Genomic DNA, 24631 nt, shown 5'->3' with positions numbered 1-24631 from the left:
TGTGTCGTTGAATTAGTTCGCAGCCGCGCCCCTCAGAGCGCGAGCCGCACCCCGCCCTTCCACAGCCCCAGCACCTTGCCCTGCGTGCCTTGCCGGTCGAAGGGGGTGTTATCGGCGGTCGCCTCCATTTTCCGGCGGTCGATGATCCACGGCGCGTCGGGGTCGATCAGCGCGATATCGGCCTCCAGCCCCGCTGCCAACTCGCCCGCCGCTACGCCCAGCAGCCGGGCCGGATTGCGGGCGAGAAGGTCGAAGGCGCGGGGCGTGTCGATCACCCCATCGCGCACCAGCCCCAGCGTCATGGCGAGCAGCGTCTCGGCCCCCGCCATTCCCGGCGCGGCATCGGCGAAAGGCAGGCGCTTGTCCTCGGGCCCGCGCGGATCGTGACCGCTGGCGATCACATCGACCGTGCCATCGCCAATCGCGGCGAGCGCCGCCTGCCGGTCGGCCTCGCAGCGCAAGGGGGGCGAAAGGCGCGTGAAGGTGCGGAAATCGGCGGTGGCGAGGTCGGAGAGCATGAAGTGCGCAGGCGTGATCCCGCAGGTCACGGGTAGCCCGCGCGCCTTCGCCTCGCGCACCAGATCGAAGCCGCGCGCGGTCGTCACCTGCCGGATATGCAATCGCGCGCCCGCGAGTTCGGCGAGCGCGATGTCGCGCGCGATGGCGAGCGCCTCGGCCTCGGCAGGTGCGGCAGGCAGGCCCAGCCGCGTCGCGATCTCGCCCGCCGTCGCCGATGCCTCGCCCACCAGCCCGCCGTCTTCGGCGTGGGTGACGACCACCAGATCGAGCATCGCGGCATATTGCAGCAGCCGCAGCATGACGCCGCTGTCGGCAATCCAGCGCCGCCCGGTGGCGACCGCCCTCGCCCCCGCATCGCGCATCAGCGCCAGTTCGGCCAGTTCCCGCCCCTCAAGCCCGCGCGTCGCGGCGGCGAGGGGGTGGACCCACAGATCGGGCTTACCGCTCTTGGCGATGAAGCCCACGCGGCTCGGCAGATCGAGTGGCGGGGACTGGTCGGGCATCAGCGCTGCACGGGTGATCCCGCCAAAATGAAACGCCGGCTTGTCGACCGCGAAGACGCCGAGGTCGACAAGGCCGGGCGCGACCAGCTTGCCCCCTGCGGAGACGCGTGCGTCGCCCTCCTCGGCCATGACATCAGGCCCCAGCGCCGCGATCACGCCATCCGCGCAGCGCAATGCGCCCGCGATCACGCCCTCGGGCGTCACCAGCTGCGCATCGGTGATGGTGAGCGGCCGTGCCTGCTTCATGCCCAGCCCTCCACCCCGCGCGCGCCGCGCGTCAGGATTTCGAGGCAGGCCATGCGGATCGCCACGCCCATCTCGACCTGGCGGGTGATCAGCGAGCGCTCGGAGAGGTCGGCGATCTCGCTGTCGATCTCTACCCCCCGGTTCATCGGGCCGGGGTGCATCACCAAGGCGCCGGGCGCGGCGAGCGCCAGCCGTTTTGCCGTCAGCCCGTAGAGATGGCGATATTCGCGCGGGGACGGGATGAACTGTCCGCTCATCCGTTCGGATTGCAGGCGCAGCATCATCACCACCTCGGCCCCGGCGAGCGCGGCATCGAAATTGTGGAACACCTCCACCCCCATCGCCTCGACTCCGGCGGGCATCAGCGCGGGTGGCGCGCAGACGCGCACCCTTGCGCCCAGCGCAGTGAGACACAGGATGTTCGAGCGCGCCACGCGGCTGTGCAGGATATCGCCGCAGATCGTGACGGTGAGGCCGGTGAAATCCTCCGCCCCCTCGCCCCTCTCGGCGAGCGCATGGCGCAAGGTCAGCGCATCGAGCAGCGCCTGGGTGGGGTGTTCGTGCTGCCCGTCCCCCGCATTCAGAACCGGGCAATCGACCTTGTCCGCGATCAGCCCGGTCGCGCCCGAGGAGCCGTGCCGGATCACGATCGCATCGGCGCGCATCGCATTCAGCGTGATCGCGGTGTCGATCAGCGTCTCGCCTTTCTTCACGCTCGACGTGGCGGCGTGCATGTTGACGACATCTGCCCCCAGCCGCTTGCCCGCGATCTCGAAGCTCAGCAGCGTGCGCGTGGAGTTCTCGAAGAAGGCGTTGATGATGGTGAGGCCCGCCAGCAAGTCGGTGTGCTTGGTCCGCTGGCGATTGAGCGCGACCCATTGCTCCGCCTGGTCGAGCAGATAGAGAATCTCGTGCCGCTCGAGCTGGCCGATGCCGGTGAGGTCGCGGTGCGGAAAGGCCAGCCGTCCAGGCGGAAAGCGGCCCGCGGGGGCGGTAAGATCGGTGATGGCCATTAAAGCGATGCGCTTAATCGAACCGCATCTGCCGCTCAAGCCCGCCCGTAAGGTTTCCGATAGAAGTTGCGCGGCAAAGACCCTAGATCGGCAGGAACAGCGCAAAAGGATGACCGGATGAGTTTCGCAGGCAAGGTTTGGAAGATCCTCGTGGGGATCAAGGACGGGCTTGTGCTGCTGTTCATGCTGCTGTTCTTCATCGGTCTGTTCGCGATCCTCTCGGCCCGGCCCAACCCCGGGCAGGTGCGCGATGGCGCGCTGCTGATCGACCTTGACGGAGTGGTGGTGGAAGAGAAATCCGCCGTCGATCCCATCGCCGCGCTGATCTCCGGCAGCGCCCCGATCGCCGAATACCGCGCGCGCGACATCGTCCGCGCGCTCGATGCCGCCGCCACCGATGCGCGGATCAAGGCGGTGGTGTTCGACCTCACGACCTTCCTCGGCGGCGGTCAGGTGCACCTCACCGAAATCGGCGAGGCGATGGAGCGGGTGCGCAAGGCCAAGAAGCCGGTGCTCACCTATGCCATGGGCTATGCCGATGATCACATGCTGCTGGCCGCCCATGCCAGCGAAGTGTGGCTCGACCCGCAAGGCGTCGCCGTGATTGCCGGGCCGGGCGGCAACCGCCTTTATTATGCCGGACTGCTCGAAAAGCTCAGCGTCAATGCGCGGGTCTACCGGGTGGGCGAGTTCAAGTCGGCGGTGGAGCCCTATACCCGCGCGGACATGAGCGAAGAAGCACGCGCCAATCTCGGCGGGCTTTATGGCGCGCTGTGGGAGGAATGGCAGGCAAATGTCAAAAAGGCGCGGCCCAAGCTGGCGCTGGCGCGGGTGACGGGCGATCCGGTCGCCTGGATCGAAAGCTCGGGCGGCGACATGGCGCAGGCCGCGGTCGCGGCCGGGCTGGTCGACAAGCTCGGCGACCGGGCGCAGTTCGGCGCACGCGTGGCCGAGCTGGCGGGCGCGGACCCGTGGAGCAAGGCCCCCGGCGCCTTCGCCTCGAGCGAGCTTTCGGCCTATCTCGCCGATCAAGGCACGCGCAAATCGGGCAAGGCCATCGGCGTGGTCACGATCGCGGGCGAGATCGTCGATGGCGATGCCGGGCCGGGCGTGGCGGGCAGCAGCCGCATCGCCGATCTGCTCGACGAAGCGCTCGACGATGATCTGGCGGGGCTTGTGGTGCGGATCGATTCGCCCGGCGGATCGGTCACCGCTTCGGAAGAGATTCGCCGCGCGATCCAGCGGTTCCGCGATCGCAAGATTCCGGTTGCGGTGTCCTTCGCCAATGTCGCGGCGAGCGGCGGTTACTGGGTGGCGATGTCGGGCGAGCGGATCTTCGCGCAGCCCGAAACCATCACCGGGTCGATCGGCGTCTATGCCGTGGTGCCGACCTTCGAGGCCGCTGCCGCGCGGCTCGGCGTCACCGCCGATGGCTATCGCACCACGCCCCTGTCGGGGCAGCCCGATTTCGTCGGCGGCTTCACCCCGGCGATGGAAACGCTGCTCCAGACCTCGATCGAAGGCACCTACAGCGACTTCATCACGCTGGTCGGCAAGACCCGCGGGATCCCGGCTGACAAGCTCGATGCCATCGCACAAGGGCGGGTGTGGGACGGCGGCACCGCACGCCAGCTCGGGCTGGTCGACGAATTCGGCGGGATGGACGAGGCGCTTGCCTGGGTCGCAGGCAAGGCCGGGGCCAAGCAGGGCGAATGGCACGCGGTCTATCTCGGCGACAGCGCCGAGAGCTACGATTCGCTGATCCGCCAGCTGGTGACATCGCGCACGCCTGCTGCCGCGCATGGCGGCGATCTGTTCGCCCTTGCCGCCAATCGCAGCGCCGATCTGGGCGCGCGGATCGCCGGCGATGCCGAACGACTGCTCGGGACGCGCGGCATTCAGGCCTTCTGCCTCGAATGCCCCGTCCTTGCCGCACCCGCGCCCGGGGCCCGGTCACAGGCGGCGCGCCAGCCCGACGCCATGCTCGCCTTGCTGGGGTGGCTCGCGGGCCCATAGACCTCCCGCATACAAAATCGCGCCCGATCGTGCCGCAGCGCTTGCCAAGCGCGCGCACCCCCATTAAAGGCGCGCCCCTGTCCGGGCCAGATGGCCCAAGGGACGGGCGCGTAGCTCAGCGGTAGAGCACACCCTTCACACGGGTGGGGTCGCAGGTTCAATCCCTGCCGCGCCCACCATAAATCCCCTTGAAATATAGGGAATTTATGGATGGCCATTTCTCTAAATTGCAGGTTTTGACCCCGTTTCACCTCCGAAAAGGGCCGGAATCGACCTCCGCTCGTACAAAACCCGTACAGCATCAGAGCTCCTTTCTCAGCTTGAGCCGCGTCTTGCGCTCGGCTTTCAACAGGCCCCGACGCAGGGCCTGATTGATCTTGATCTCAGCATCCTCGGCATGCGTGTAGGTGTTGCGCATCAGATTGAGGTCCGACCAACCGCCGAACGCGCCGGCGGCCTTCTCGTCGACTCTTTCGCGAACATTCATTTCCTGACCGAAGCCATGACGGCCCGCCGGATGGAACGGGATCTGCTCGATGCCGGCATCTTCACAGGCCTTGTTCCAGAGCTTTCGCGGTCCGCCACGATCTGCATAGCCGAAGAGCCTCAGGTTCTCCGGTTTGCGCGGCCAGTCGCGAGGATAGACCTCGGGCAGGGCCGCCAGCTCGGCTAGGATTTCGTCGGGCACCCGCAGCCATCGATCCCCATGCCCCTTGGCGCCGGGTATGCAGATCATGCCCTTCGCCTTGTTGATGTGCTTGTGGGGATGCATCGAGACTGCCTGACTGATCCGAGCACCAGTGACGAACATGAGCAGCGCCAACGCGCCCAAGCGAGGAGGCGCATGTTCCCGGAACTTGAGCAGCCATTCCCAGCTACCCGGCGGATACTTCTTCCGCCCGGTGCTCTTGCGCTTGTTATCCTGCGCGACCTTTTCTTTCTGGGTATAGCCCCTGACTCGAAAGGCGATTCCGCTTTCGCTGTCATTGATGTTGTTGAGCACCGCCCTGACCGGCGTCACCACCTGACGGGTCCAGGTGTCTGTGGAGCAATTCGGATAGAGCTTCGGGCCTAGCTCACGGACCAGCTTAGGGCTGATTTGGTGAATCGGGAGCGAGCCGATTTCCACAGTGATTGGAACAAGGTAGGCAGCTTCCTTGGGCTTGGCGTCGTACTTCAGGACAGCATCGGCAAAGGTGATAGCCTTTTCTTCCGGATCCTCACCTAGAAGGTGGACGCGGATGGCGCTTTGCTCTTCCTTCCGACACCAGTCCCAAGCGCCTTGTTCCTCAGATGCGCCAGTGCTGCATCGGTAGTATTCGGTGATCGGCGCGCCGTTGTATTCGACCCGACCGCGCGCCCACCAGACCGCGCCGCGGGGATAAGGTTCGAGGGGCATTTCTTCTGGCTTTCGATAATAAGGTCGAGCTGCTCAGGGGTAATGAGCATGACCCGGCCCACTTTGTGGCAAGCACCCCACCGGTGCGCTAACTCCCGCAAGGTTCGTGGCGAAAGCACGATGCCATTCTCGGCAAGCAGTGCGGACCAAGCCTCGGGCGTCTTTGCTCGGTCGAGGATGGGTGTGAGGCTGGTCACAGCAAAACTCCTCTCGCGGCGGGCGAAGGCTGCGAACCAAATTTGAGATCTGGTTCAACCATGTTGGCCTGAACGAACTCATCTACGGCATTGGCTGGAAGAAGGAGTAAGCCGTCAAGTTTCACGTGGCGAAGCCGACGTGCTGCCACGAGGCGGCGGATCCGGCCCTCCGGCCAGCCAGAATGCCGCGCGATTTCTCGGATGGTCATCATTTGCATATCAGCAAATCCTCCGTATTCTGCGTGCTCATCCGCCAATGGCGAGTCATTATGCAGATGCGACAATAATATGCATTTCGTGATAATCCGCAAGCCTATTCGTGTATGACAACGATCGGACAACGATTCTTCGATGTGCGCCGCGCAAAAAAGGCGACGCAAATCGAGTTCGCCAGCAAGCTAGGGCTCTCACAGTCGGCTCTCGTGGCTTACGAACGAGGTGACCGCGACCCGCCCGCTGCTGCCATTGCAAAGATCTGCCAAGAGTATCGAGTTGACCCTACTTGGCTGCTATCCGGCACAGGCATCATGTTTCGCGACAACCTGCTGCAGATGTTCGAACAAGCGATCCGCCTCGCGAAGGATTTCAACCTCAGGTATGAGGTAAACCCAAGCAGCGAGAACGAGATCAACCTTGCGAAATTGTTCTTTCAATATTTGATCGAGAACGGCACAATTTCGGACGATATGGCAGACGTGCTGACCAGAAGGATGGCAGCCAATGAATGACAATGATGTGTTTGGCGCTGCAGAACGAAACCTGCATTCCTTCTTCGCCGATCGATACCCTGATCGCGCCGCCACCCAACGGACCATAGTTCGCCAATCCATACTGCAAAGAGCACGACGCGAACATTTGAGGCTCGTTTTGCAAAGCTATATGTCTCTGATGAAATGGCTAAAGCCCATCACGCTGGCTCTGATTTTTTTCGCATCGGCAGCATATTTCCTACGGGTGTCATCGCTAGGCTTATCAGCGGCCCTGCCAGAGCCGCACGAAGCTATGATTTTATTCCTCTTTTGCGTCCTCCTCACTCTGGAGAAGATGATTGGACGGCCAGTCTTGCGTGGAAATGCATGGAACTGGCGGGACGGATGGCGCCTGAAGCTGAGCCCAGCGTTTAAACGGATGTACCGCGCGAGTCATACCTCAATACTACATCGCCGAAGAGCAGGAACGCATTGAGCGTTCACGGTGAAGCGGCTTGTGACGGTGCCACGTCATCAGCGCGAAGTTTAAACCAGAGTCTCGCGCACGAATTAAGCGGCCAAATACGGCCCATAAAATTGACAATTGGATTCTAGAGGGCCATATATGGCCCATGCTATTCATCCTCCAAGATCAGCTGACGCACCTCGGTAAGCGGATCAAGGCTCGCCGCCTGGCTCTCGATCTTACCCAGCAAGCGGCAGCCGCCAAAGCAGGCGTGGCCCACAGAACATGGCGACGGATGGAGACCGAAGGCAGGGCGTCCATCGAAGACCTTGTTCGCGCTGCCATTGCACTGCGCTGCGATGAGGGCATTGTCGCGCTGTTTCCACAAGTTCCGGCGACCAGCATGGATGAACTGCTTGCACAGCAGCGTCAGGCAGCCAAGCGGCAGCGCCAGCGTGCCAGCGGGCGCTCAAGTGGAATTGGGTCATGAAGCTGGCTCCGGGAACGCCTTTGGCGGTTGGACTGCTGACCGACGAGACTGCAGCGCCGCGTTCTGTCGGCAGGCTGGCGATGGCCAGCGGATTGGCTCAGCTCGAATGGTCGGCAGAGATCATCGCTGCGCGTCTTCCGATCTCTCCGCTTAACTATCCATCTGAGTTCGGCCTGCACCCTGCCCGCAGCCGAATATTCGAAGGCCTCCACGGTTTCCTGTCGGACTGCCTGCCCGATGCATGGGGCCTGTTGTTGCTGAGGCGTCGCGTCCAGCAGTTGGGACATCGTTTTGAAGACCTCAATGCGGTGGACCGGCTTGCTCTGGTCGGCGCGAGAGGCCGCGGCGCCCTTGTCTTCCAGCCTCAAACGCTGTCGGACGAAGCAGCTGATAGCATCGACCTTGACTTTCTGGCCGATGAAGCCCGCCATGTGCTTCTGGGCGAGGCGTCAGAATTGGACGATCTGCTAGCACGTCTCGGCGGCGGTTCTGGCGGCGCGCGGCCGAAGGTTCACGTGGCGATCGGCGCGGATGGCAGCCTGTGTGCCGGAGACGAACTGAGTAACGCCACTGGCGGAAGAGCCGGTCAGCAATGGATCGTCAAATTTGCCGCAACCATTGACCCCGTGGATATTGGGCCGGTGGAAGAGGCCTATGCCCGCATGGCGCGCGCCGCGCAGATCGACATGGCGGAAACGCGGCTTATCCCCTCGAAGACCGGACCGGGCCATTTCGCAACCAGACGTTTCGATCGGCCGGCTGTGGGAAAGCGGCTGCATATGGTCAGCCTCGGCGGGGCCCTGGAAGCGTCCTCACATATGCCGAGCGTCGATTACGACGGCTTCCTCAAGGCGACACTGGCCATCACGCATAGCATGGCGGACGTCGAGCAAGCTTTCCGCCGCATGGTCTTCAACATCCTCGCGCGAAACCGCGACGATCATGTCCGCCAGCATGCCTACCTGATGGATGATCGGGGAAATTGGCGGCTTGCTCCTGCTTTCGACCTTACATTCTCGAATGGCCCCGGCGGCGAGCATTACATGGCTGTTCTGGGCGAAGGCCGTGCCATCACGCGCGAGCATGTCGAGAAGCTTGGGAAGAACCACGGGATCCCCGCCAAACGTGTAACCGCCGCTATCGACGAGGTGCGAGCAGCCCTCGCGGATTGGCCCGCCCATGCGCGCGATACGGGTGTGAGTGTGTCCAAGGAAGCGGTAACAGAAGTCTTGGCCTCCGTGGCGCAGCAGTTTGGCTAGCTAAGCGCGGCACAATAGTCATACTGTGGCGTTGTTGCCTGTTCTGCGCTTCGCCCCGACACCACGACCCTCAGCCCGACGGATGCTCGTTTGTATTGAGAATGCAGATGGCAGCTTGAGACAATGACCGGGAGGAGCCTGGGCGTCATGTCAGACCATATCGAGACGAAGTTTTCCAATACAACATTATGAGATTTAACGATAATCATCGATACCGATGAGATAATAAACATTATGTAAAATTTACTTCGGCAGATGGCACTGTGCTCGACATGGGCTCATCTGGCTTGTTTGAGGCGAAGATGATGGGCGCGCGCTATGGCGAACCACTGCTCGTTTGCGCCGAAATAAGGGGAAGCTCCAGCACATTGTATGTCTTCACGCCGCTCGCATATGTGACGAGCGACGATTGGCAAGAATCTCTTAGCCCCTCCTCCTTATTGGACCGGCTTCGTGCCAGCGTAGGGATCGAAGGGATTGCCGACAGGCGGCAACGGTGCGGGCTCCGGACCAAGAGGCGGCAGCTCCACAATCTCAATCGGGCCGTTTTGCGGCAATGCAGGTATGGCCTCCTGGCGAGCGATCGAGCCCATCATTGATCCGGCAATCTGTGCGGACCCTGTCAGGATGAAGCAACCGAGCACCAGAAATAGCCCTCGGCGCGCCGAGAGATGGCCCGCAAGCATCGACATCCCGAAGCAGGCCACGGCAATTGACATTATCATGGTCGCCACTGACGAGGTTACGGATGCTGCGATCCACTCTCCGGCAGAAGAGATCGCCGACATCGATCAGACCCGCAATGTCTTAAGGCCCATCCGACAATCCACAGCTCAGCGCCCCAGAACCGTGAGTGACCCGCCCGTGATATTGCCTGCGGTCGAATAGATCCTGACATGGGTGATCGCGCCGGTGTTGTTGAAATAGCCTGGCCGGCTGCCGAAATAGAGCTTCGGCGTGGTCGATTTGAGGTTGGGAACGTGCAGCGTGAAGCTCCGCGCCGAGCCTGTGGTGCTGCTACCAATGATCGAGCCATTGCGGCTCGACAGCCCTGCCGAGTTGACGTCGACAACATAGTCAGCGGTCGATACATACGTGGCGCCCCCGTCAACGCTGAACTGCACCGAGAAGGAGCCCGACAGGCTTTTGGTGATGTTGTCGGCAATCACCATCAACTCGTTGGCGCCCGAGACATCGATGATCGTCGAAGTTCCCGCAGGCAAGGTGTAGGCCGGCTGATAGAACAGCGTGGTGTAGGCCAGCGTTCCGCTGCCAGCGCCAAGCGGTCCGCTTTCAGCAAAGGTCACACGCCCCTTGGCATCGACAGTGACGGTGGCGTTATAATAGGTGCCCGGCGTGACGCCCGATGTCGCGAGCTGCGTTGCGGTGGTGCCGGTGGTTGTGACATCGCCCGTCAGGTTGCCGCCAGTGATGCCGGTGGGACTGGCGAAGACTGCGATCTCTCCAGTTGTGGGATTGCCTTCGTGGGTGACCGTGTCGCCCCTCGCACTTTCGACGCAAGCGGCCACGGCGTTGAAATTCTCCATCACGTCCGTGGCATCGGCGACCTGGCCGTTCACCAGCGTGTTGGGCACGGTGCATTGCGGTACCTGCGCGGAGGTAGCGGTGGCGATGAGCGATCCCACGAAAGCAAGGAGAACCATTGTGAAACGCATTGACATCCTTTCCTTTCTCTGAACGATGGCCGCATTGCAGATCAATTTGGGATCCCGGAGCAGCCAATAGTGACGTATAGATAGATTCCAATGGCCCCTTGTTAACGCGCAATATCGAGAAACCACCCGACATGGGCGTTTGCAGACAATGTGTCGCGAATTGTTTAATTGACTACCTGCGCCCAGTCGCCGAATCTACCATACGCGAAGGTTTGGGCGTTCGAATTTTTGTGGCTATAATTTTTCAGCTAAGCAATCTGATCATGGCCTACCCATTGCCCGTAAATTATGCATCCCTTAATTACATCCGATATGGGGATCATCCATACAGTAAATATTAAGTGACTGGTAGAGCGCTAATTTTCGCAAAAACGACGTTCTTGAATTTCTAAACATGATCTACATTTGACGTCATATTATTATCAATCGTAATTAATAAACTTACTTATTTTTTCGAATATACAGAATTAAAAATATTATATTCTTGATGGATTATGCGTTCCTGCTCCCGAAGGCTCGCTAACAATCTAGAATCACGAGGGTCAGTATTTTCTATTGATATTCGACTGTAATTAAGTGCGGCTGTTATCATTTGTCTTTTTTCTTGTTCGCTGTCTACAAGCGTGTATTTTGTGTATAGCCGCCCAGCTTCATCGGAAAGACAAATTGGGCTTCGACGCGCGAGACACTTTTCTCTATACATCTTCGCTCGTTTTAGATCTCCTGTATATTCATAATGCAATGCAAGACGCTCTATCGCGTCTACGCTGCCAGATTTTGCAGCTTTGAGCTCCTCTTGAAGCTCGTTTTCAGTTAGTACAAACGCACTTCCTGGAACTCCTTCACTCTTTGGAGCCTCTACAAGGCTCTTGCTGGCAACGTCCTCGTCGCCACAAGCGCTAAGCACAATCGTAGCAGCACATGCAAAAATTGCCCTTTTTTTCATCACTTCTCACTCCGGAAGAAACCAGCGCCATTTTCCCGGCTGCTCGGGGTCACGGATCCTATCACCTGAAGAATTGTAACGAATGCCAGCTATGCCGGTGAAGCCAGTTTTTGAGTTAAACCAAGCATACTGGTTTGGTGCAAGAACCAAAACCTTCATTTCATTAGCAAGCATTTGTGCAAATCCATCATCCGAGGCTCCAGTGTTGCATGCAAACAGGATAATGGGCTTGCCTTTGTTATACCCCTTTCGTCTTAACCATTTGGCGAAGTCTTTCGCGCTCAGGCAACCTGAGCTCGTATAAACGCACGCTCTTGTTGGACCTCCATGTGTGTAGATCGAGTAGTAGTTGCGTTTAGTCCCTGGGTGTTGCTTCTCGTAAGCTCGGTCTGCAGCTTCGCGCATCCCAGGTTCGAAGTACGGAAAAAGGTTGATTTTTTCCCACCCCATCGGGTCGATTCCATTTACTGGATCGCCGTTGGCATAAAGGTACGGGTTCACATCCCCCACCAACCCGATCGGATCCGCTTGAATATACCGCCCCAGTACCGGATCGTAGTCGCGCGCGCGATTGTAGTAGAGGTCGCTCAGCACCTGGCTCTGGCCGGGGAAGCCGGGGCGCAGGAAGTCATTGCCGGGATCGACCACCTGACCCAGCGCATTGGTGGTGACCATCGGCACGCCGAGGTGATTGCCGTGGATCCAGTAGAGCTCGAGCTGGTTGAGTCCGTTCTCCGCCACCAGCGCGAGCGGGGCGTAGCCGACGATTCCGTCATCGCCGCCGAAGGGTGAGTTGCCTGCCCCGGACCCCGATCCGGGGTCATTCGCAGCAGGCGGCAAAGCCCAGATGAACTCCGCCTTCACCTCGCCCGACGAAGCACCATATTCCGCCACCACCCGGCCCTGCCTGTCATAGACAAAATGCCGCGTGCCTGTCGGCTTGACGACCCGCACCCGGTCGCCGAGACCGTTGTAGGAATAAGTCTGTGTGCCGATATTGCTGCGGTCGTAGCTTTCGAGCCGCGCGTGGCCATCATGGCTCGCCGCGACCGCCACGCCGCCCGGACGGGACTCTGCCACCGTGTTCCCGCGACCGTCATAGCTGACCGTCCGCGTGCCGCTCGCGTCGGAGACCGAGGCAAGCTGGTTGGTGCCCGGGTTGTAGGCATAGGTCTCCGACCCGGCACTTGTGCTGCTCGACACCGCCATTGTCAGCCGACCGACCGGATCATAGCCATAGATCACCGAGTTCGCCGGGCTCAGCTGATCGGCGATCGCCCCGATCCGCCCAACCTCATCGCGGCCATAGGCAAGGTGTGAGAGCGCGGTGCCGCTACTGGTCGCAACGAGGCGGCGCTCCGCCAGAAAGCCGTCGGTGCCCCAGTCGTTCGACACCGCCAGCCCGTTGCCCAGCGCCATCGCCTTGACCGGACCGAACGGCTCATACTGGTGCCCGCTAGCAACCACCTGCCATGTTGGCGTGGCGTCATTGGCGCGGGTCTCGACCAGATTGACGCGGCCCAGCGTGTCGTAGCCGTAGCGAACCTGGCGGCCCGAGGGATAGGTAATCTGGGTGATCCGGTCAGCAAGATCGTAGCTGTAGGCAAGCTGCGCCGCCGTGCTGGTGCCGATGACCTGCTGCTGCACCGTCTGATTGCCGCGATGGTCGTACTGGAACAGCGTGGTCCCCGAGCCATCGACCACCTTGGCAAGCCGCCCGACACCATACGAGCCGGCCAGACCTCCCGTGTCCCAATGGTACTCGATCACTTCGGAAGCGGGCCGTCCCCCCGGCTCCATCCGAGTAACGCGCCCGAGGATGTCGTGGGCGTAGTTGACCACCTGTCCGCGCCCGTCGGTCGAACTGGTCAGTCGTCCGGCAGCGTCGTATTCGTAGGTGTTGGTACCGCGATCGGGCGAGATCTCGCGGATCACTTCGCCAAAGCCGTTGTAAGTGAACTGCGTCGTCACCGCGATGGGATCGGTGAAGCTGACCTCGTTGTCCTGCTTGTCATAAGACGACGCCTGCGTGCCGCCATCCGGTGCCAGCGTGGAGATGACACGGTCGAGCGCATCGAAGGCCGACGTGGTCGCAGCGCCATTCGGATCCGTGAAGCCGGTAAGGTTGCTGACCTTGTCGTAGCCAAGCCGCGCCGGGGAGCGCAGACCGAGGCGTTCAGTAAGCAGCCGCCCGAGCTCGTCGAACTCACGCCGCACAAAACGCGAGGTGGAGCCATCGCTGCGTTTCACCGTCTCGCGCGTCACATTGCCCATGGCATCATAGGCAAATTCGAACCGCTCACCGCTGGCAGAGCGCATGACGGTCACGCGGTTCGCGCCGTCATATTCCATGAGCAACGGCGCTGTACCGGGCAGCGCCAGCTCCGTGACATTGCCGGCCGCATCATAGGTCATCGAGGTGGTCGCATCGAGAGCAGCATCGGTCGGGTGCTTGACCGTGATCGCTAGGATCCGGCCGAGCGGATCATAGGCAAAGGCGGTGACGACCCCATTGGGGTCGGTCATCGATGCCGGACGGCCATTGGCATCGTGGCCCGCATAGGTCGTAACCTGCCCGAGCGCATTGGTCATGGTCAGCATGTTGCCGGCAGCATCGTAGGTGAACGAGGTCAGGTCGTCTTCGGTGCCCACAGCAGCGAGCGGGCCGTTCTGCGACAGGAGCCGGCCATTGCTATCCCAGCTATAGGCATAGGTGCGGGTCTGGCCGTTGGTCGGATAGGGGCTGGTATGGTTCGTGGTATCGGTCAGAGTTAGCGATACCAATCGGCTCTGCGCATCATAGCTGCGGCTTTCGGTCAGCTGCTCGGTCACGATGGTGGCGGGCAGATTGAATGTGGGATGCCAGGTTATCGTGGTCGTGCGCTGGTCGGGGGTGCCGCTCGCTTCGACGATGGTGGTCGGCCGACCGCGCGCATCCCGTGTGGTCGTGACAACCCGGCCTTCAGCGTCAGTGGTGCTCGCAAGGAAAGTGCCGCCGCCATAGCCGAGCGAGGTGGTGGATGCGGGCGTGGACGCCGAAGCGTCGCCCGTAATCGAGGTGAGCTGGTATTCCCGCCGCGCCGAAGAGAATTCTCCGAAAGTGTAGTTGTGGCGCTTGCCAAGCTCATTGGTGACCGTGCGGGTGCGCGCGGTTCCGTTCATCCCATAGGCAAAGGTGTTGCGCTCCACGCCGTCAGCAAGCTCGCTCGCCGTCACCCGCCCCGCACCGTCATAGGTGAAGGTTGCGACACGTTCGTCACGATGATCGATGATCCCGGTAATGCTCTTTCGAAATGTCGCGTTTTCGTGGAGATACTTGACGGAGTCGAGTACCTGACCACTGGAGGAGCGGCGTTCAACTCCAGCGAGGCGCTTCGTTTTCGGGATGATCATGACAGATGCACTCGTGCCGCCCGGGGCACCGCCGCCACTCCCCGTGCTCTGCCATTTTGAACTGCCGAAAACAGCTTTCCGATCAAAAAGCGGAAAGTCCTCATAAAGGTAGTTCAAGCTGGTGCCGTCGGGCAGATTGATCTTCGATACCGCAGCAGCGACAGGCTCTGAACCGGCGGGCACGGTGGTGCGGGTGGTGACGACGAACTTGTCCCACTCAAAGGTCGCCGTTCTGCCGAAGCTGTCCGACATCGATGCCAGGCTGCTGTCGTTGGCATACGCGAATGTCTGCGCGTATCCCGACCGTGTGGTCATCGAGACCGGCCAGCCATAGACAAAGGCACCGCCATTAAGGCCTACGCGCGTCTCGAAGATCCAGACGCTGTCGTCCTCATCAGTGAACTTCCACGTCGTCGGAGCATCGCGAAGTGTCGTCAGGTCGGCGGGCAGAGCGCCAAGGAGCTCGAGCTTGAGGTTGCCTGATGAACTGGCATAGACCGAGCCGGCCTCTTCTGACCACGTGCCATCGGGTTGCAGTACGAAGGCGTACCCGGTGCCGTCTGGCATCAGGATCGCTACGGTCGCGTTGGGTGCTGCGGGCGTGCCAGCGAAAACCCCGAACTGGAGTTCGCGGCTGAACTCGAAATTCCATGATCCGTGAAGACCCCGTGGCTGCGATCGCGGGAGAACCCGGTTCTGGAACGGGCGACCGACCTGCGAGCTCCGGTACTGCCTGCCGATCCGGAAAAGGCCATCGGCAGAGGCGTAATCAAGGGCTTCGAGATACTTCGAGCCGGTCGATATGATCACCGGATTGCCGGTCTTGGGATTGGGTTTGCCATTGTCGACGCAAGGGTTGCAATCCTGCTCGCGCGCCGGATTGAACCGGCAATATCCATCGGCCGTAGCGCTGTAGTTTGAAGGACAGGCGATTTCGGCAATGCTCGGCAAGACTGTCCCGCAGGCGGCAATTCCACCCTGCTGCCCAGGCTCAGGACACAGGTATTGAAAGCTGGTCCAGACGCACTCCACGCGGCCCCAGTTATCCGAAATGGCCTTGACCCCCACGAAGCGGGAAGATGGATTATCGCCCTGATACCACTGCCATTGCGCCTGGCAGGCCGCCTCCGGCGACTCAAAAATTACGTCTTTTGGCTGCGCTCCCGATTTCCAACCAATCGGAGTCGCGTCCTCCTGCGTCTGCGCGGCAAGCTGCATCGGCAACGCAAGGCAGAGCAGACCACATCCAAGAGCCAATACCCTGATCAGGCGAAACAGAATTGTCAGCAGATGATACATTTGCCCCACACCCCCAGAGACCCCCGCCTGATCACTCGCCCATAAGGCAGTTCGTTCCCGTCAGGGTGACGTCCCCCAACGCGAGCAACCGAAGGCGGACGACCCCCAGGACGCGGGTTCCGAGGCAAGAGTCGATGAGGAAAGGGTGAGCCGATTGCCGTTCTGGTCATAGGTCATGTAGAGACACTGGCCCCCTGCCTGTAGAGAGGCCATGGCGACGACAAGGGCAGACGAGGGAAGTGCGTAAGGTGAAAGGGCGTGGGCCGGAGCGCAGGTCGCACCCGTTAAAAAAGCACAAAAAACCCCTATGACGCGGAACGCGCCTTTTCGTAGCTCAGCCATGAATACAACCCTCACATAAGTGGAATTAGTCGGAGACTGCGCATTTCAGCCAACTTTGACTGATGCGCCCGATTCTTCACTTACCTCTTGAAGATCATGGAGAATCGAAACCGAGTCAATTCGGAAAAAAGCACACGCGAGCGAGTTCGTTGGAATGAACCAACCGCAGCCAAGGTGGCGGACGGTCTCACCGTCCAGCCCCGAAGATACATCCAATGAGAATGCCGGGAGTCAGGAGCGCTCCTAGCCGCACGAGTTAGCGCGAAGCTCCCCGACGAGGGTGGCAATGACCGAAAGCACAAGCAGGCAGGGTTACTGCGATGGCCATCGTTACAGCCTTGCATTTTGCTCATGATGATAGAGACTTGCCGCCATAGTGTGGGGGATTCGCAATGTCCGAGGAGCTTCGCCGGGATACGCTGTTCGTAGCGCTCACGCGTCCGCAGATGTTCGCCGGCGTCACCTACACCTTCTTCGTGATCAATGCGATTGTCAGCGTCGAGCTGTTCTTGATCTTCCGCGCCTGGTGGGTGTTGCTGGCGGCGCTGGTGATCCACGGTATTGGCATGCTGGCCTGCCTTGAGGAACCGCGCATCTTCGACCTCTGGATCACGCGGGTGCGCAACTGCCCGCGCGTGCGCAATCATGCGATCTGGCGATGCAATTCCTACCGCCCCTGACGCGTGATCCCAAGGTAGCCGCGCGCGAGGCGCCGGCCGGCGCGCACCTGCCCTATGCGCGGCACATCGACGATGTGACCATCCAGACCCGCGACGGGCTGCTGATGCAGACGATTCGCCTCGGCGGGCTGCTGTTCGAGACCGCCGACAGCACCGAACTCAACTACCGCGCTACCTTACGCGATGCGATGCTGCGCACGCTTGGCTCCTCGCGTTTCGCGATCTACCACCACGTTGTGCGGCGCCGCGCCGAGGCGACGCTGCGCCCGGTGACCGCCGACGATTTCTCGGCCCGGCTCGATGCGCGTTGGCAGGAGCGGCTCGGCGGCAAGCAGCTTTATGTCAATGAGCTGTTCCTCACCATCATCCGCCGCCCATTGCAGGGCCGGATCGGGATTGCGGATCGGATGCGCGGGCTTCTGACGGGCAAGTCGAAGCGCAATGCCGGGCAGATTGCTGCGGAAAAGCACGCGCTTGACCGTGCGCGCGAGGCGCTGATGGCCTCGTTAGGCGCCTATGAGCCGCAGGTCCTCAGTATCTACGATACGCCCGATGGCAAGCGCTCCGAACTTCTCGAGTTCCTGTCCTGCCTGTTCAATGCCGACCTGCGCCCGGTGGCGCTGCCCTATGGCGACCTGGGGCATTTCATACCGGCGCGGCGGGTGAGCTTCGGGCAGGATTGTGTCGAGCTGGGACCGGCAGGCCCGCTTGCGCGCCGGTTCGTGGCGATGGTCTCGATCAAGGATTATCCGGGCGCGACCTTTCCCGGCATGTTCGACGAGCTGTACCGCCTGCCATTCGAGCTACACGTCACCCAGAGCTTTGCCATGGTGGAACGCGCCGCCGCGCTCGGTCAGATGAACCTCGCGCTGCGCCGGATGCGCTCGGCAGAGGACGAGGCGCTGTCGCTGCGTGACGAGCTCACCTGGGCCAAGGACGAGGTTGCGGCAGGGCGCGCAGGGTTCGGGGAGCATCACACCTCGATCGCGGTGCATGCTGACGACCTTGCAAGCCTCGAAAACAATGTCGCCGAAGTGATCGCGCTCCTCGCCGATCTCGGGATCAATGCGGTGCGCGAGGATATCGCACTGGAGCCTGCCTTCTGGGCGCAGTTCCCCGGCAACTTCCGCTATATCGGCAGACGCGGGTTGGTCTCGACCACGAACTATGCCGGGCTCGCCAGCCTCCACAACTTCCCTGTGGGGCAGGCCCAAGGCAACCACTGGGGCGAGGCGGTGACCCTGTTCGAGACCACGGCGGCGGGCCCCTACTTCTTCAACTTCCACCGGGCCGATCTCGGCAACTTCACCGTCATTGGCCCCTCGGGCTCGGGCAAGACGGTGGTGCTCAATTTCCTGCTGGCGCAGGCACGGCGGTTCAACCCGCGCATCATTTTCTTCGACAAGGATCGCGGGGCGGAGCTCTTCATCCGTGCCATCGGCGGACAGTACGACCGGCTGCGGCCCGATGCGCCCTCGGGCCTCAACCCGCTCCAGCTCGAGGACACGCCCGCGAACCGCCAGTTCCTGATCGAGTGGCTGACGCTCCTTGCGGGCGGCGCGACCAGCGCCGAGCTCGACCAGATCCGCGATGCGATCGACACCAGCTATGCCCAGCCCGCTCCGCGCCGGCGGCTGCGCTATCTGGTCGAGCTGTTCCGGGGCGGCGCGCGGCCAGAGCCCGATGATCTCCACGCCCGTCTGCGCCCCTGGTGGGGAGAAGGCGAGCGGGCATGGCTGTTCGACAACGAGCGCGACCTCACCGATCTTGCCGCAGACACGGTCGGGTTCGACATGACCGCGATCCTCGATGATCCGACCTGCCGCACCCCGGCGATGTTCTACTTCTTCCACCGGGTCGAGCAGCGGCTCGACGGGACGCCGGCGATCATCGTGATCGACGAGGGCTGGAAGGCACTCGATGACGAGATCTTCGTGCGCCGGATCAAGGACTGGGAAAAGACCATCCGCAAGAGGAACGGCGTGGTTGGCTTTGCGACCCAGAGTGCATCCGACGCACTCGAGAGCAGGATCGCGAGCGCGATCATTGAGCAAGCCGCGACCCAGATCTTCATGATCAACCCCAAGGCCCGGGCCGAGGACTATATCAACGGGTTCGGCCTCAGCCGCCACGAATTCGATCTGGTGCGCACGCTCCCTGACAGCTCGCACTGTTTTCTGATCCGCCACGGCCGTGAGAGCGTGGTCGCGCGGCTCGATCTGTCGGGCGAGAGCGATATTCTCACGATCCTGTCGGGCCGCGAGGCGACCGTGCGGATGTTCGACGAGCTGGTGACCCACACTGGGCCTGATCCTGCCAACTGGCTCCACCTCCTGCTCGAGAAGGCCGCCTGATGGCCTGCCCTGCCATCATAACCGGCGACAGCTTCCTGCTGCGCGTGCTCGCGCATATCGACTGTCAGGCGCAGGTGATCGGTTCCTATGGCTATCTCGCGCTTGGTCAGCCCGGCTCCACGGCCTCGGTTCTGATGACGAGCCTGCTCACGCTGTTCATCGCGCTGTTCGGGATCCGCCTGCTGTTCGGGCCGTCGCCCGGTGCGCGCGACCTCGTGTTCGATGTGCTGAAAATCGGGATTGTGCTGATGCTGGCCTTCTCCTGGCCTGCCTTCCGCACGGTCGTCTACGACGTTACCCTCAAGGGCCCGGCTGAGATCGCGACAGCAATAAGCGGAGCGAGCGGGAACGAGCGGCCCGGTGAGGGTATGGCACAGCGGCTGCAGCGCGCGGACAATGCCATCGTGCGACTCACCGAGGTTGGTGCTGGCCGCAATCTCGGCGCGCTGATCGACAGGGATGCGCCGGGCGGGACCTTCGAGGGATCGGCCATCGCAGACGACACCGCGTTCGGATCGGCGCGGCTTCTGTTCCTTGCCGGAACGATCGGAGCACTGGCGCTGCTTCGAATTGCAGCGGGACTGCTGCTGGCGCTCACACCGCTGGTCGCCGGGCTCTGGTTTTTCCCCTGGACACGCGGTCTGGTCGCCGGGTGGATCAGGGGACTGGTGCTGACCATGGCCGGTTCGGTCGGTACCGCCATTGTCCTGTCGGTCGAATTGGCAATCATCGAGCCTTGGCTTGCCGATGCCCTCAGAGTGCGCTCGCTGGGCTATGCCATCCCGGCAGCCCCGACCGAGCTGTTCGCGGTCATGCTGGCATTCGCGATCGTGCAGTTGATGATGATCTGGCTGCTCGGGCGGGTGGTGTTCACCCGTGGGTGGCTGACCCTGCCCGACTGGCCGCGCATTCCGGAAGCGCAGATCGTTCCGCAGCCGGTGGTTTCGGGGCGCGGGTTGACGGGTGAGGTATCGTTCAATCGCGCCGAGCAGGTCAGCAATGCCGTTGAAACCGTCATCCGGCGGGAGCAGACGCTCACCAGCGACCGCTTCGCCCGGATCACATCGACCGGTAGGAACGACGGGGGCCAAGGGTCGACAGGTGGTGGGCCGATGATTGATGGAAGCGCGCCTAGGCTGGGCAGCTCATACCGCCGCACAAGCCTGCGCACCTCGCGCGCCGGTCAGGCAAGGGATCGCAGCTGATGAATGCACGCCCCGAACAGGATTTCAGCGAGGATCTGACCGATCTGCCCGTTGCCGCGAGCTGGGCGATGAGCGTCACCGAGGACCTCGAGCGATCGAGCCGCCGTGCGTGGATTGTGGCGATTATTGCAGCCATTGTCGCACTGCTCGAAGCAGTAGCCCTGGTGTTCCTCGTGCCCCTCAAGACGGTCGAGCCTTACACCCTTCTGGTTGACCGCCAGACCGGCAATGTTGAGGCGCTCGCCCCGCTCGATGCGCAGGTGGTCAGCGCCGATGCCGCGCTTACACGCTCCTTCCTCGTTCAATATGTGATCGCGCGCGAGAGCTTTGCTGTGCCCACCCTGCAGGACGACTATCGCAAGGTATCGCTGTGGTCCGACGGGAGGGTCCGCGAAGCCTATCAGCGCACGATGAACGCTGCGAACCCCGCCAGCCCCCTCTCTGCCCTCCCCAAAGGTTCTGCGATCCGCACGCAGGTGAAAAGCGTCTCGACGCTAGGCGAAGGTCGTGCGCTGGTCCGGTTCCTGACCACGCAGGTTGATCAGGGCGCTGCGCCGCAACCTGCACAGCACTGGGTTGCAATCGTGAACTTCAGCTTCAGCAACGCCGAAATGAGCGAGGCTGATCGCTATGTGAACCCGCTGGGGTTCCAGGTCACCTCCTACCGGCGCGATGCGGAAACCCTGCCGGAGGAAGGCATCGTCAACGGCGTAGAGCTGAATCAGACGCGGAGTCCGGCACCGTGATCGCGCGACCGTTCATTACAGCGGCTCTGCTGGGAATGGGTGCGCCGCTTATGGCGCAGGTGTTCCCCACGCCCGGTCCCGAGACGCCGCGTATCCAGAGCGCCCAGTGGCGTCCCGGCGAGCCCCTCGTGCTCACCGCTCTCCCACAAACGGCGCTTACGGTCATGCTCGAGCCCGGTGAGCGGATCCAGCGTGCCACGCTCAGCGGCAGTCCGGCATGGCAAGTGGCAGTATCGGCGGAAACGGACAGCTTCCAGGTCACACCCGGTCCAGGCGCAGTGCCTGCCAGCCTTTCGGTTGAGACCGACCGACGCGCCTACAGCTTCCTGCTGGAGACCGGCGACGGCCTTCAGGCGGCCTATATGGTGCGACTTCAGTTCGGTGCGGCGCAACCCACTCATCAGCAACAGGTCGCTGGCTCTTCAGAAAGCCTTGAGAATCTCGATTGGACCTATCGGCTGCGCGGGGACCGCTCGGTTCGCCCTGCCTCGATCCGCGACAATGGGGCGAAGACCGTGATTGAGTATGCGCCGGGACAGGCCCTGCCCGCGGTATTCGCGATCGGGCCGACCGGTGAGGAAGAGGTGGTCGACGGTTACATGCGCGATGGGCTCTTCATCATAGACCGGGTACATCAGGAGCTGGTGTTCCGGATCGACAAGGCCAGGGCAACCGCAATCCGCAGCGCTCGCGCTGATCCGCAGGCGAGCAGCCAGGGATGAGCATCGCGGGCAATCCTGCAAGTGACAGCGCCAACGGCTACGAGCCCGCCGATGTACGGCCCGTCATTCCTACCGGCAGCAGCGGAAACATGGGAATGTGGGCGTTTCTTGTGGTGTTGGCCGCGGGCGGGGGCGTCCTGTTCAGCGCGCTGAATGCCTCGCGGGACGCTGCGCAGGCGCCGTCGGTGTTGCAGCCGGGGGCGGGTGACCCTGTCAGGATCGCATCACCCCCGCCGCTCGCCATACCTGACCGGTTCGCCAGTGATCCACGCGCTGATCTGCGGCCTGCGCTCGTATCTGAGCCTAGACAGCAGACTGGCAGGCGGGTTTCGCCGCCTGCACCGCAGTTCCGGCCGCAGGCGCCCGCGCCATCCAGACCCTCGCCGCCAATTGCATCCGAGCCACTGCCGCCGGCCCAGCTCCAGCCTCAACCGCCACGCGTGGTATTTGACAATCGCACCGCGCCTCCCCCAACCCCGCAGCAGGCAACGCGCGGCGAGGAGGGCAGCTCCCGTGTGACCGCCGAGCGGTTCCTCAATCCATCGCTAACCATACCCCAAGGAACGGTTATCCCCGCCGTGCTCGAAACCGCGCTCGATTCTACTGGGGCGGGCGGCGTGCGAGCGCTGGTGCAGCGCGATGTTTCCGGGTTCGATGGCAGCCGCATCCTGATCCCGCGCGGTAGTCGTCTCTACGGCGAATACGAGGCCAGCCTCCAGCCCGGTCAGAACCGCGCGCTCGTACGCTGGACCCGGCTGATCCGTCCGGATGGGGTGACCATCGCGCTGGATTCCCCCTCCTCCGATCCGCTCGGCCGGGCGGGCATCAGGGGCAAGGTCGACACCAAGTTCCTGCAGCGTTTTGGGGGTGCGCTGCTGCAATCTGTGCTCGACATTGGCGTAGGCATTGCGGTCAACCGGGCGACCGACGGCGTGATCGTGGCCCTGCCCGGCAGCACCCAGAACGTGCGGGTCACCGAACCGCAGCAGACCCAGCCCACGCTCAAGGTGAAGCACGGCACCAGCGTGTCGGTGTTCGTTGCGCGAGACCTCGACTTCTCGACCGTGGACCGTTGAGGTGAGGCCGTGACCACCACTGAGGCAGGCTACTATCTTGACAGCTTCCTTGCGCCACTCGCGCCGTTTCTGGAGCGGCCGGGTGTGACCGACATCTGGATCAACCGGCCGGGTGAGGTCTGGCTCGAAAGCCTTGGTGGCGGGATCGAGCGGCTCGAGGAGGCTGCGCTTACGCCTGCACTGCTGGAGCGACTTGCCCGCCAGATCGCGGCGTTTTCATCGCAGGGGATCAGCCGCGCGCAGCCACTCCTCGCGGCGACGCTACCGGACGGTTCGCGGGTACAGATTGCTGCGCCGCCCGCCACGCGCGAGGGCTATACCCTTGCTATTCGGCGGCATGTGTCGGCGGACCTGTCGCTGGCGGACTGGGAGGAGGCAGACGCCTTTGCCAATGTTGAGGTCGGCCATACCGAGTTCGCTGACGAGCGGCGGTTCCGCGCACTATCCGGTCGTGAGGCGGCGCGGCATCTGGGTGAGGCGGTGCGGGAGCGGCGCAATGTCCTTGTGGCGGGGGGTACCTCGACCGGCAAGACTACCTTCCTCAATGCCCTCCTCGCCGAGATCCCGGATGAGGAGCGGCTGATCCTGATCGAGGACACTGCCGAGCTGCATCTGCGCCACCCCAATGCGGTCGGGCTGATCGCGGCGCGCGGGGAACTGAGTGAGGCGCGGATCAGCGCCGAGGACCTGCTGATCGCCGCGCTGCGGATGCGTCCGGACCGTATCATCCTTGGCGAGCTGCGCGGGGTTGAGGCGTTTACCTTCCTGCGTGCGGTCAACACCGGGCACCCGGGATCGATGACCACGATTCACGCCGACACGCCGCAACGCGCGATCGAGCAGCTTGCGTTGCTGGTTTTGCAGGCCGGATCGAAGCTCAACCGCGACGATGTGCGGCACTATGTGCGCGAGAGTGTCGATGTGTTCGTGCAGCTTGAGCGACGCGACGGAAAGCGGCGGGTCAGCCGCGTGCTGGTGGCGGAGTAGCAGGCGGTGGCGCTGGTGGTGCAGCAGAGCCTGTTGGAGGCTGGCGGTGGGGCACCGATGGTGGAGTCTGCCCGTTGGATCGAGAGTGTGATGCTGGGTGAGATTGCGCTGGGGGTCTGCATAATCGCGGTGGCGTTTATCGGGGCGCTGATGCTGACCGGGCGGCTGCCGCTGCGCGAGGGCGCGCAGATCGTGGTCGGATGTTTTGTGCTGCTGGGTGCGCCAGTGATTGCGGCAGGCATGCTCGAATTCGCAATATCGCCTTTCAATGCCCAACTAACCGTCCTGCATCCGAATGTGAGATCGACGCTGCGACAAGAACTGCCAGAGGCAAGCTATAATCCTTATGCGCAAGCCTCTGTGCGCGACGATTGGTGATCTGAATTCAATTCATTCAAGACCTTAGTG

The 24631-nt window shown here is 62.3% G+C and carries 21 protein-coding genes and 1 tRNA gene; 14 read left to right on the top strand and 8 right to left on the bottom strand.

All coding sequences use genetic code 11. The features are described 5' to 3' along the window. Window positions 1-32: 32 nt before the first annotated feature. Window positions 33-1268, bottom strand: coding sequence for a dihydroorotase (locus tag E2E27_RS06775; protein WP_141458249.1), 1236 nt, complete (start codon window positions 1266-1268; stop codon window positions 33-35). Then, window positions 1265-2281 (bottom strand): aspartate carbamoyltransferase catalytic subunit, encoded by a 1017-nt coding sequence (locus E2E27_RS06770; protein WP_141458248.1) that lies wholly within the window; start codon window positions 2279-2281, stop codon window positions 1265-1267. The genes E2E27_RS06775 and E2E27_RS06770 overlap by 4 nt, the downstream gene beginning before the upstream one ends. A gap of 117 nt (window positions 2282-2398) precedes the next feature. On the opposite strand from E2E27_RS06770, the gene sppA reads away from it, so the two are divergent. Then, window positions 2399-4297, top strand: coding sequence for a signal peptide peptidase SppA (gene sppA, locus E2E27_RS06765; RefSeq protein WP_141458247.1), 1899 nt, complete (start codon window positions 2399-2401; stop codon window positions 4295-4297). A 104-nt stretch (window positions 4298-4401) separates the two neighbouring features. After that, a tRNA-Val gene (locus E2E27_RS06760) sits at window positions 4402-4476 on the top strand. Window positions 4477-4598: 122 nt separating this feature from the next. Here E2E27_RS06760 and E2E27_RS06755 read toward each other — a convergent pair. Then, window positions 4599-5696, bottom strand: coding sequence for a tyrosine-type recombinase/integrase (locus E2E27_RS06755; protein ID WP_066526820.1), 1098 nt, complete (start codon window positions 5694-5696; stop codon window positions 4599-4601). A 193-nt stretch (window positions 5697-5889) separates the two neighbouring features. Next, complete coding sequence (locus E2E27_RS06750; protein WP_197425930.1) at window positions 5890-6111, bottom strand: hypothetical protein; 222 nt, start codon at window positions 6109-6111, stop codon at window positions 5890-5892. Between the two features lie 105 nt (window positions 6112-6216). Between E2E27_RS06750 and E2E27_RS06745 the strand changes: the two genes are divergently transcribed. The 4 genes from E2E27_RS06745 (at window position 6217) to E2E27_RS06730 (ending at window position 8797) form a co-directional block, all read left to right on the top strand. Continuing rightward, a complete protein-coding gene (locus tag E2E27_RS06745; protein ID WP_066526817.1) occupies window positions 6217-6621 on the top strand; it encodes a helix-turn-helix domain-containing protein in 405 nt (134 codons plus the stop codon). Further along, complete coding sequence (locus E2E27_RS06740; protein WP_141458246.1) at window positions 6614-7078, top strand: hypothetical protein; 465 nt, start codon at window positions 6614-6616, stop codon at window positions 7076-7078. Before E2E27_RS06745 ends, E2E27_RS06740 begins: the two co-directional genes overlap by 8 nt. A gap of 136 nt (window positions 7079-7214) precedes the next feature. Further along, a complete protein-coding gene (locus tag E2E27_RS06735) occupies window positions 7215-7538 on the top strand; it encodes a helix-turn-helix domain-containing protein (RefSeq protein ID WP_066526814.1) in 324 nt (107 codons plus the stop codon). Next, window positions 7535-8797 (top strand): type II toxin-antitoxin system HipA family toxin, encoded by a 1263-nt coding sequence (locus E2E27_RS06730; RefSeq protein ID WP_066526811.1) that lies wholly within the window; start codon window positions 7535-7537, stop codon window positions 8795-8797. Before E2E27_RS06735 ends, E2E27_RS06730 begins: the two co-directional genes overlap by 4 nt. 437 nt (window positions 8798-9234) lie before the next feature. Here the strand turns inward: E2E27_RS06730 and E2E27_RS06725 are convergent, their stop codons facing one another. The 4 genes from E2E27_RS06725 to E2E27_RS06710 form a co-directional block, all read right to left on the bottom strand. Continuing rightward, window positions 9235-9585 (bottom strand): TrbC/VirB2 family protein, encoded by a 351-nt coding sequence (locus E2E27_RS06725; RefSeq protein ID WP_141458245.1) that lies wholly within the window; start codon window positions 9583-9585, stop codon window positions 9235-9237. Window positions 9586-9630: 45 nt separating this feature from the next. After that, window positions 9631-10473, bottom strand: a complete 843-nt coding sequence (locus E2E27_RS06720; protein ID WP_141458244.1) for a hypothetical protein — start codon at window positions 10471-10473, stop codon at window positions 9631-9633. A gap of 445 nt (window positions 10474-10918) precedes the next feature. Further along, complete coding sequence (locus tag E2E27_RS06715) at window positions 10919-11419, bottom strand: hypothetical protein (RefSeq protein WP_141458243.1); 501 nt, start codon at window positions 11417-11419, stop codon at window positions 10919-10921. Between the two features lie 6 nt (window positions 11420-11425). Further along, a complete protein-coding gene (locus tag E2E27_RS06710; RefSeq protein ID WP_141458242.1) occupies window positions 11426-16111 on the bottom strand; it encodes a DUF8616 domain-containing protein in 4686 nt (1561 codons plus the stop codon). A gap of 734 nt (window positions 16112-16845) precedes the next feature. On the opposite strand from E2E27_RS06710, the gene E2E27_RS06705 reads away from it, so the two are divergent. From E2E27_RS06705 to E2E27_RS06670, 8 genes are all read left to right on the top strand, one after another. Continuing rightward, window positions 16846-17133 carry a VirB3 family type IV secretion system protein gene (locus E2E27_RS06705; RefSeq protein WP_069310763.1) on the top strand — a complete coding sequence of 96 codons (288 nt, stop codon included), beginning with the start codon at window positions 16846-16848 and terminating at the stop codon, window positions 17131-17133. After that, the gene (locus tag E2E27_RS06700) at window positions 17112-19487 is read left to right on the top strand and encodes a VirB4 family type IV secretion/conjugal transfer ATPase (RefSeq protein ID WP_141458241.1); all 2376 of its coding nucleotides are present in this window, start codon (window positions 17112-17114) and stop codon (window positions 19485-19487) included. The genes E2E27_RS06705 and E2E27_RS06700 overlap by 22 nt, the downstream gene beginning before the upstream one ends. Next, window positions 19487-20692, top strand: coding sequence for a TrbL/VirB6 family protein (locus tag E2E27_RS06695; protein WP_141458240.1), 1206 nt, complete (start codon window positions 19487-19489; stop codon window positions 20690-20692). Before E2E27_RS06700 ends, E2E27_RS06695 begins: the two co-directional genes overlap by 1 nt. Beyond that, the gene (locus tag E2E27_RS06690) at window positions 20692-21438 is read left to right on the top strand and encodes a VirB8 family type IV secretion system protein (protein WP_141458239.1); all 747 of its coding nucleotides are present in this window, start codon (window positions 20692-20694) and stop codon (window positions 21436-21438) included. The genes E2E27_RS06695 and E2E27_RS06690 overlap by 1 nt, the downstream gene beginning before the upstream one ends. A 35-nt stretch (window positions 21439-21473) precedes the next feature. Then, window positions 21474-22160: a TrbG/VirB9 family P-type conjugative transfer protein gene (locus E2E27_RS06685; protein WP_141458238.1), complete on the top strand. Its 687-nt coding sequence runs from the start codon at window positions 21474-21476 to the stop codon at window positions 22158-22160. Between the two features lie 578 nt (window positions 22161-22738). Further along, complete coding sequence (locus E2E27_RS19015; RefSeq protein ID WP_234036222.1) at window positions 22739-23236, top strand: TrbI/VirB10 family protein; 498 nt, start codon at window positions 22739-22741, stop codon at window positions 23234-23236. Window positions 23237-23245: 9 nt separating this feature from the next. Next, entirely contained in the window at window positions 23246-24223 is a 978-nt protein-coding gene (gene virB11, locus E2E27_RS06675; RefSeq protein ID WP_141458237.1) for a P-type DNA transfer ATPase VirB11, read from the top strand. Between the two features lie 6 nt (window positions 24224-24229). Next, window positions 24230-24601 (top strand): TrbC/VirB2 family protein, encoded by a 372-nt coding sequence (locus tag E2E27_RS06670; protein WP_141458236.1) that lies wholly within the window; start codon window positions 24230-24232, stop codon window positions 24599-24601. Window positions 24602-24631: the final 30 nt, after the last annotated feature.

It is taken from the genome of Porphyrobacter sp. YT40, assembly GCF_006542605.1.
Classification (GTDB): domain Bacteria; phylum Pseudomonadota; class Alphaproteobacteria; order Sphingomonadales; family Sphingomonadaceae; genus Erythrobacter.
Note: the sequence above shows the minus strand (reverse complement) of the source record. Positions and strands in the feature narration are given on the sequence as shown.

Bases quoted from the DNA above. Each gene is read 5' to 3' on its own strand.
- E2E27_RS06695 (WP_141458240.1), top strand. From the start codon at position 19,487: ATGGCCTGCCCTGCCATCATAACCGGCGACAGCTTCCTGCTGCGCGTG.
- E2E27_RS06720 (WP_141458244.1), bottom strand. From the start codon at position 10,473: ATGCGTTTCACAATGGTTCTCCTTGCTTTCGTGGGATCGCTCATCGCC.
- E2E27_RS06775 (WP_141458249.1), bottom strand. From the start codon at position 1,268: ATGAAGCAGGCACGGCCGCTCACCATCACCGATGCGCAGCTGGTGACG.
- E2E27_RS06705 (WP_069310763.1), top strand. From the start codon at position 16,846: ATGTCCGAGGAGCTTCGCCGGGATACGCTGTTCGTAGCGCTCACGCGT.
- E2E27_RS06700 (WP_141458241.1), top strand. From the start codon at position 17,112: ATGCAATTCCTACCGCCCCTGACGCGTGATCCCAAGGTAGCCGCGCGC.
- E2E27_RS06770 (WP_141458248.1), bottom strand. From the start codon at position 2,281: ATGGCCATCACCGATCTTACCGCCCCCGCGGGCCGCTTTCCGCCTGGA.
- E2E27_RS06750 (WP_197425930.1), bottom strand. From the start codon at position 6,111: ATGCAAATGATGACCATCCGAGAAATCGCGCGGCATTCTGGCTGGCCG.
- E2E27_RS06710 (WP_141458242.1), bottom strand. From the start codon at position 16,111: ATGTATCATCTGCTGACAATTCTGTTTCGCCTGATCAGGGTATTGGCT.
- E2E27_RS06715 (WP_141458243.1), bottom strand. From the start codon at position 11,419: ATGAAAAAAAGGGCAATTTTTGCATGTGCTGCTACGATTGTGCTTAGC.
- E2E27_RS06725 (WP_141458245.1), bottom strand. From the start codon at position 9,585: ATGTCGGCGATCTCTTCTGCCGGAGAGTGGATCGCAGCATCCGTAACC.
- E2E27_RS06740 (WP_141458246.1), top strand. From the start codon at position 6,614: ATGAATGACAATGATGTGTTTGGCGCTGCAGAACGAAACCTGCATTCC.
- E2E27_RS06735 (WP_066526814.1), top strand. From the start codon at position 7,215: ATGCTATTCATCCTCCAAGATCAGCTGACGCACCTCGGTAAGCGGATC.
- E2E27_RS06690 (WP_141458239.1), top strand. From the start codon at position 20,692: ATGAATGCACGCCCCGAACAGGATTTCAGCGAGGATCTGACCGATCTG.
- E2E27_RS06755 (WP_066526820.1), bottom strand. From the start codon at position 5,696: ATGCCCCTCGAACCTTATCCCCGCGGCGCGGTCTGGTGGGCGCGCGGT.
- E2E27_RS06685 (WP_141458238.1), top strand. From the start codon at position 21,474: ATGGGTGCGCCGCTTATGGCGCAGGTGTTCCCCACGCCCGGTCCCGAG.
- E2E27_RS06745 (WP_066526817.1), top strand. From the start codon at position 6,217: ATGACAACGATCGGACAACGATTCTTCGATGTGCGCCGCGCAAAAAAG.
- sppA (WP_141458247.1), top strand. From the start codon at position 2,399: ATGAGTTTCGCAGGCAAGGTTTGGAAGATCCTCGTGGGGATCAAGGAC.
- E2E27_RS06730 (WP_066526811.1), top strand. From the start codon at position 7,535: ATGAAGCTGGCTCCGGGAACGCCTTTGGCGGTTGGACTGCTGACCGAC.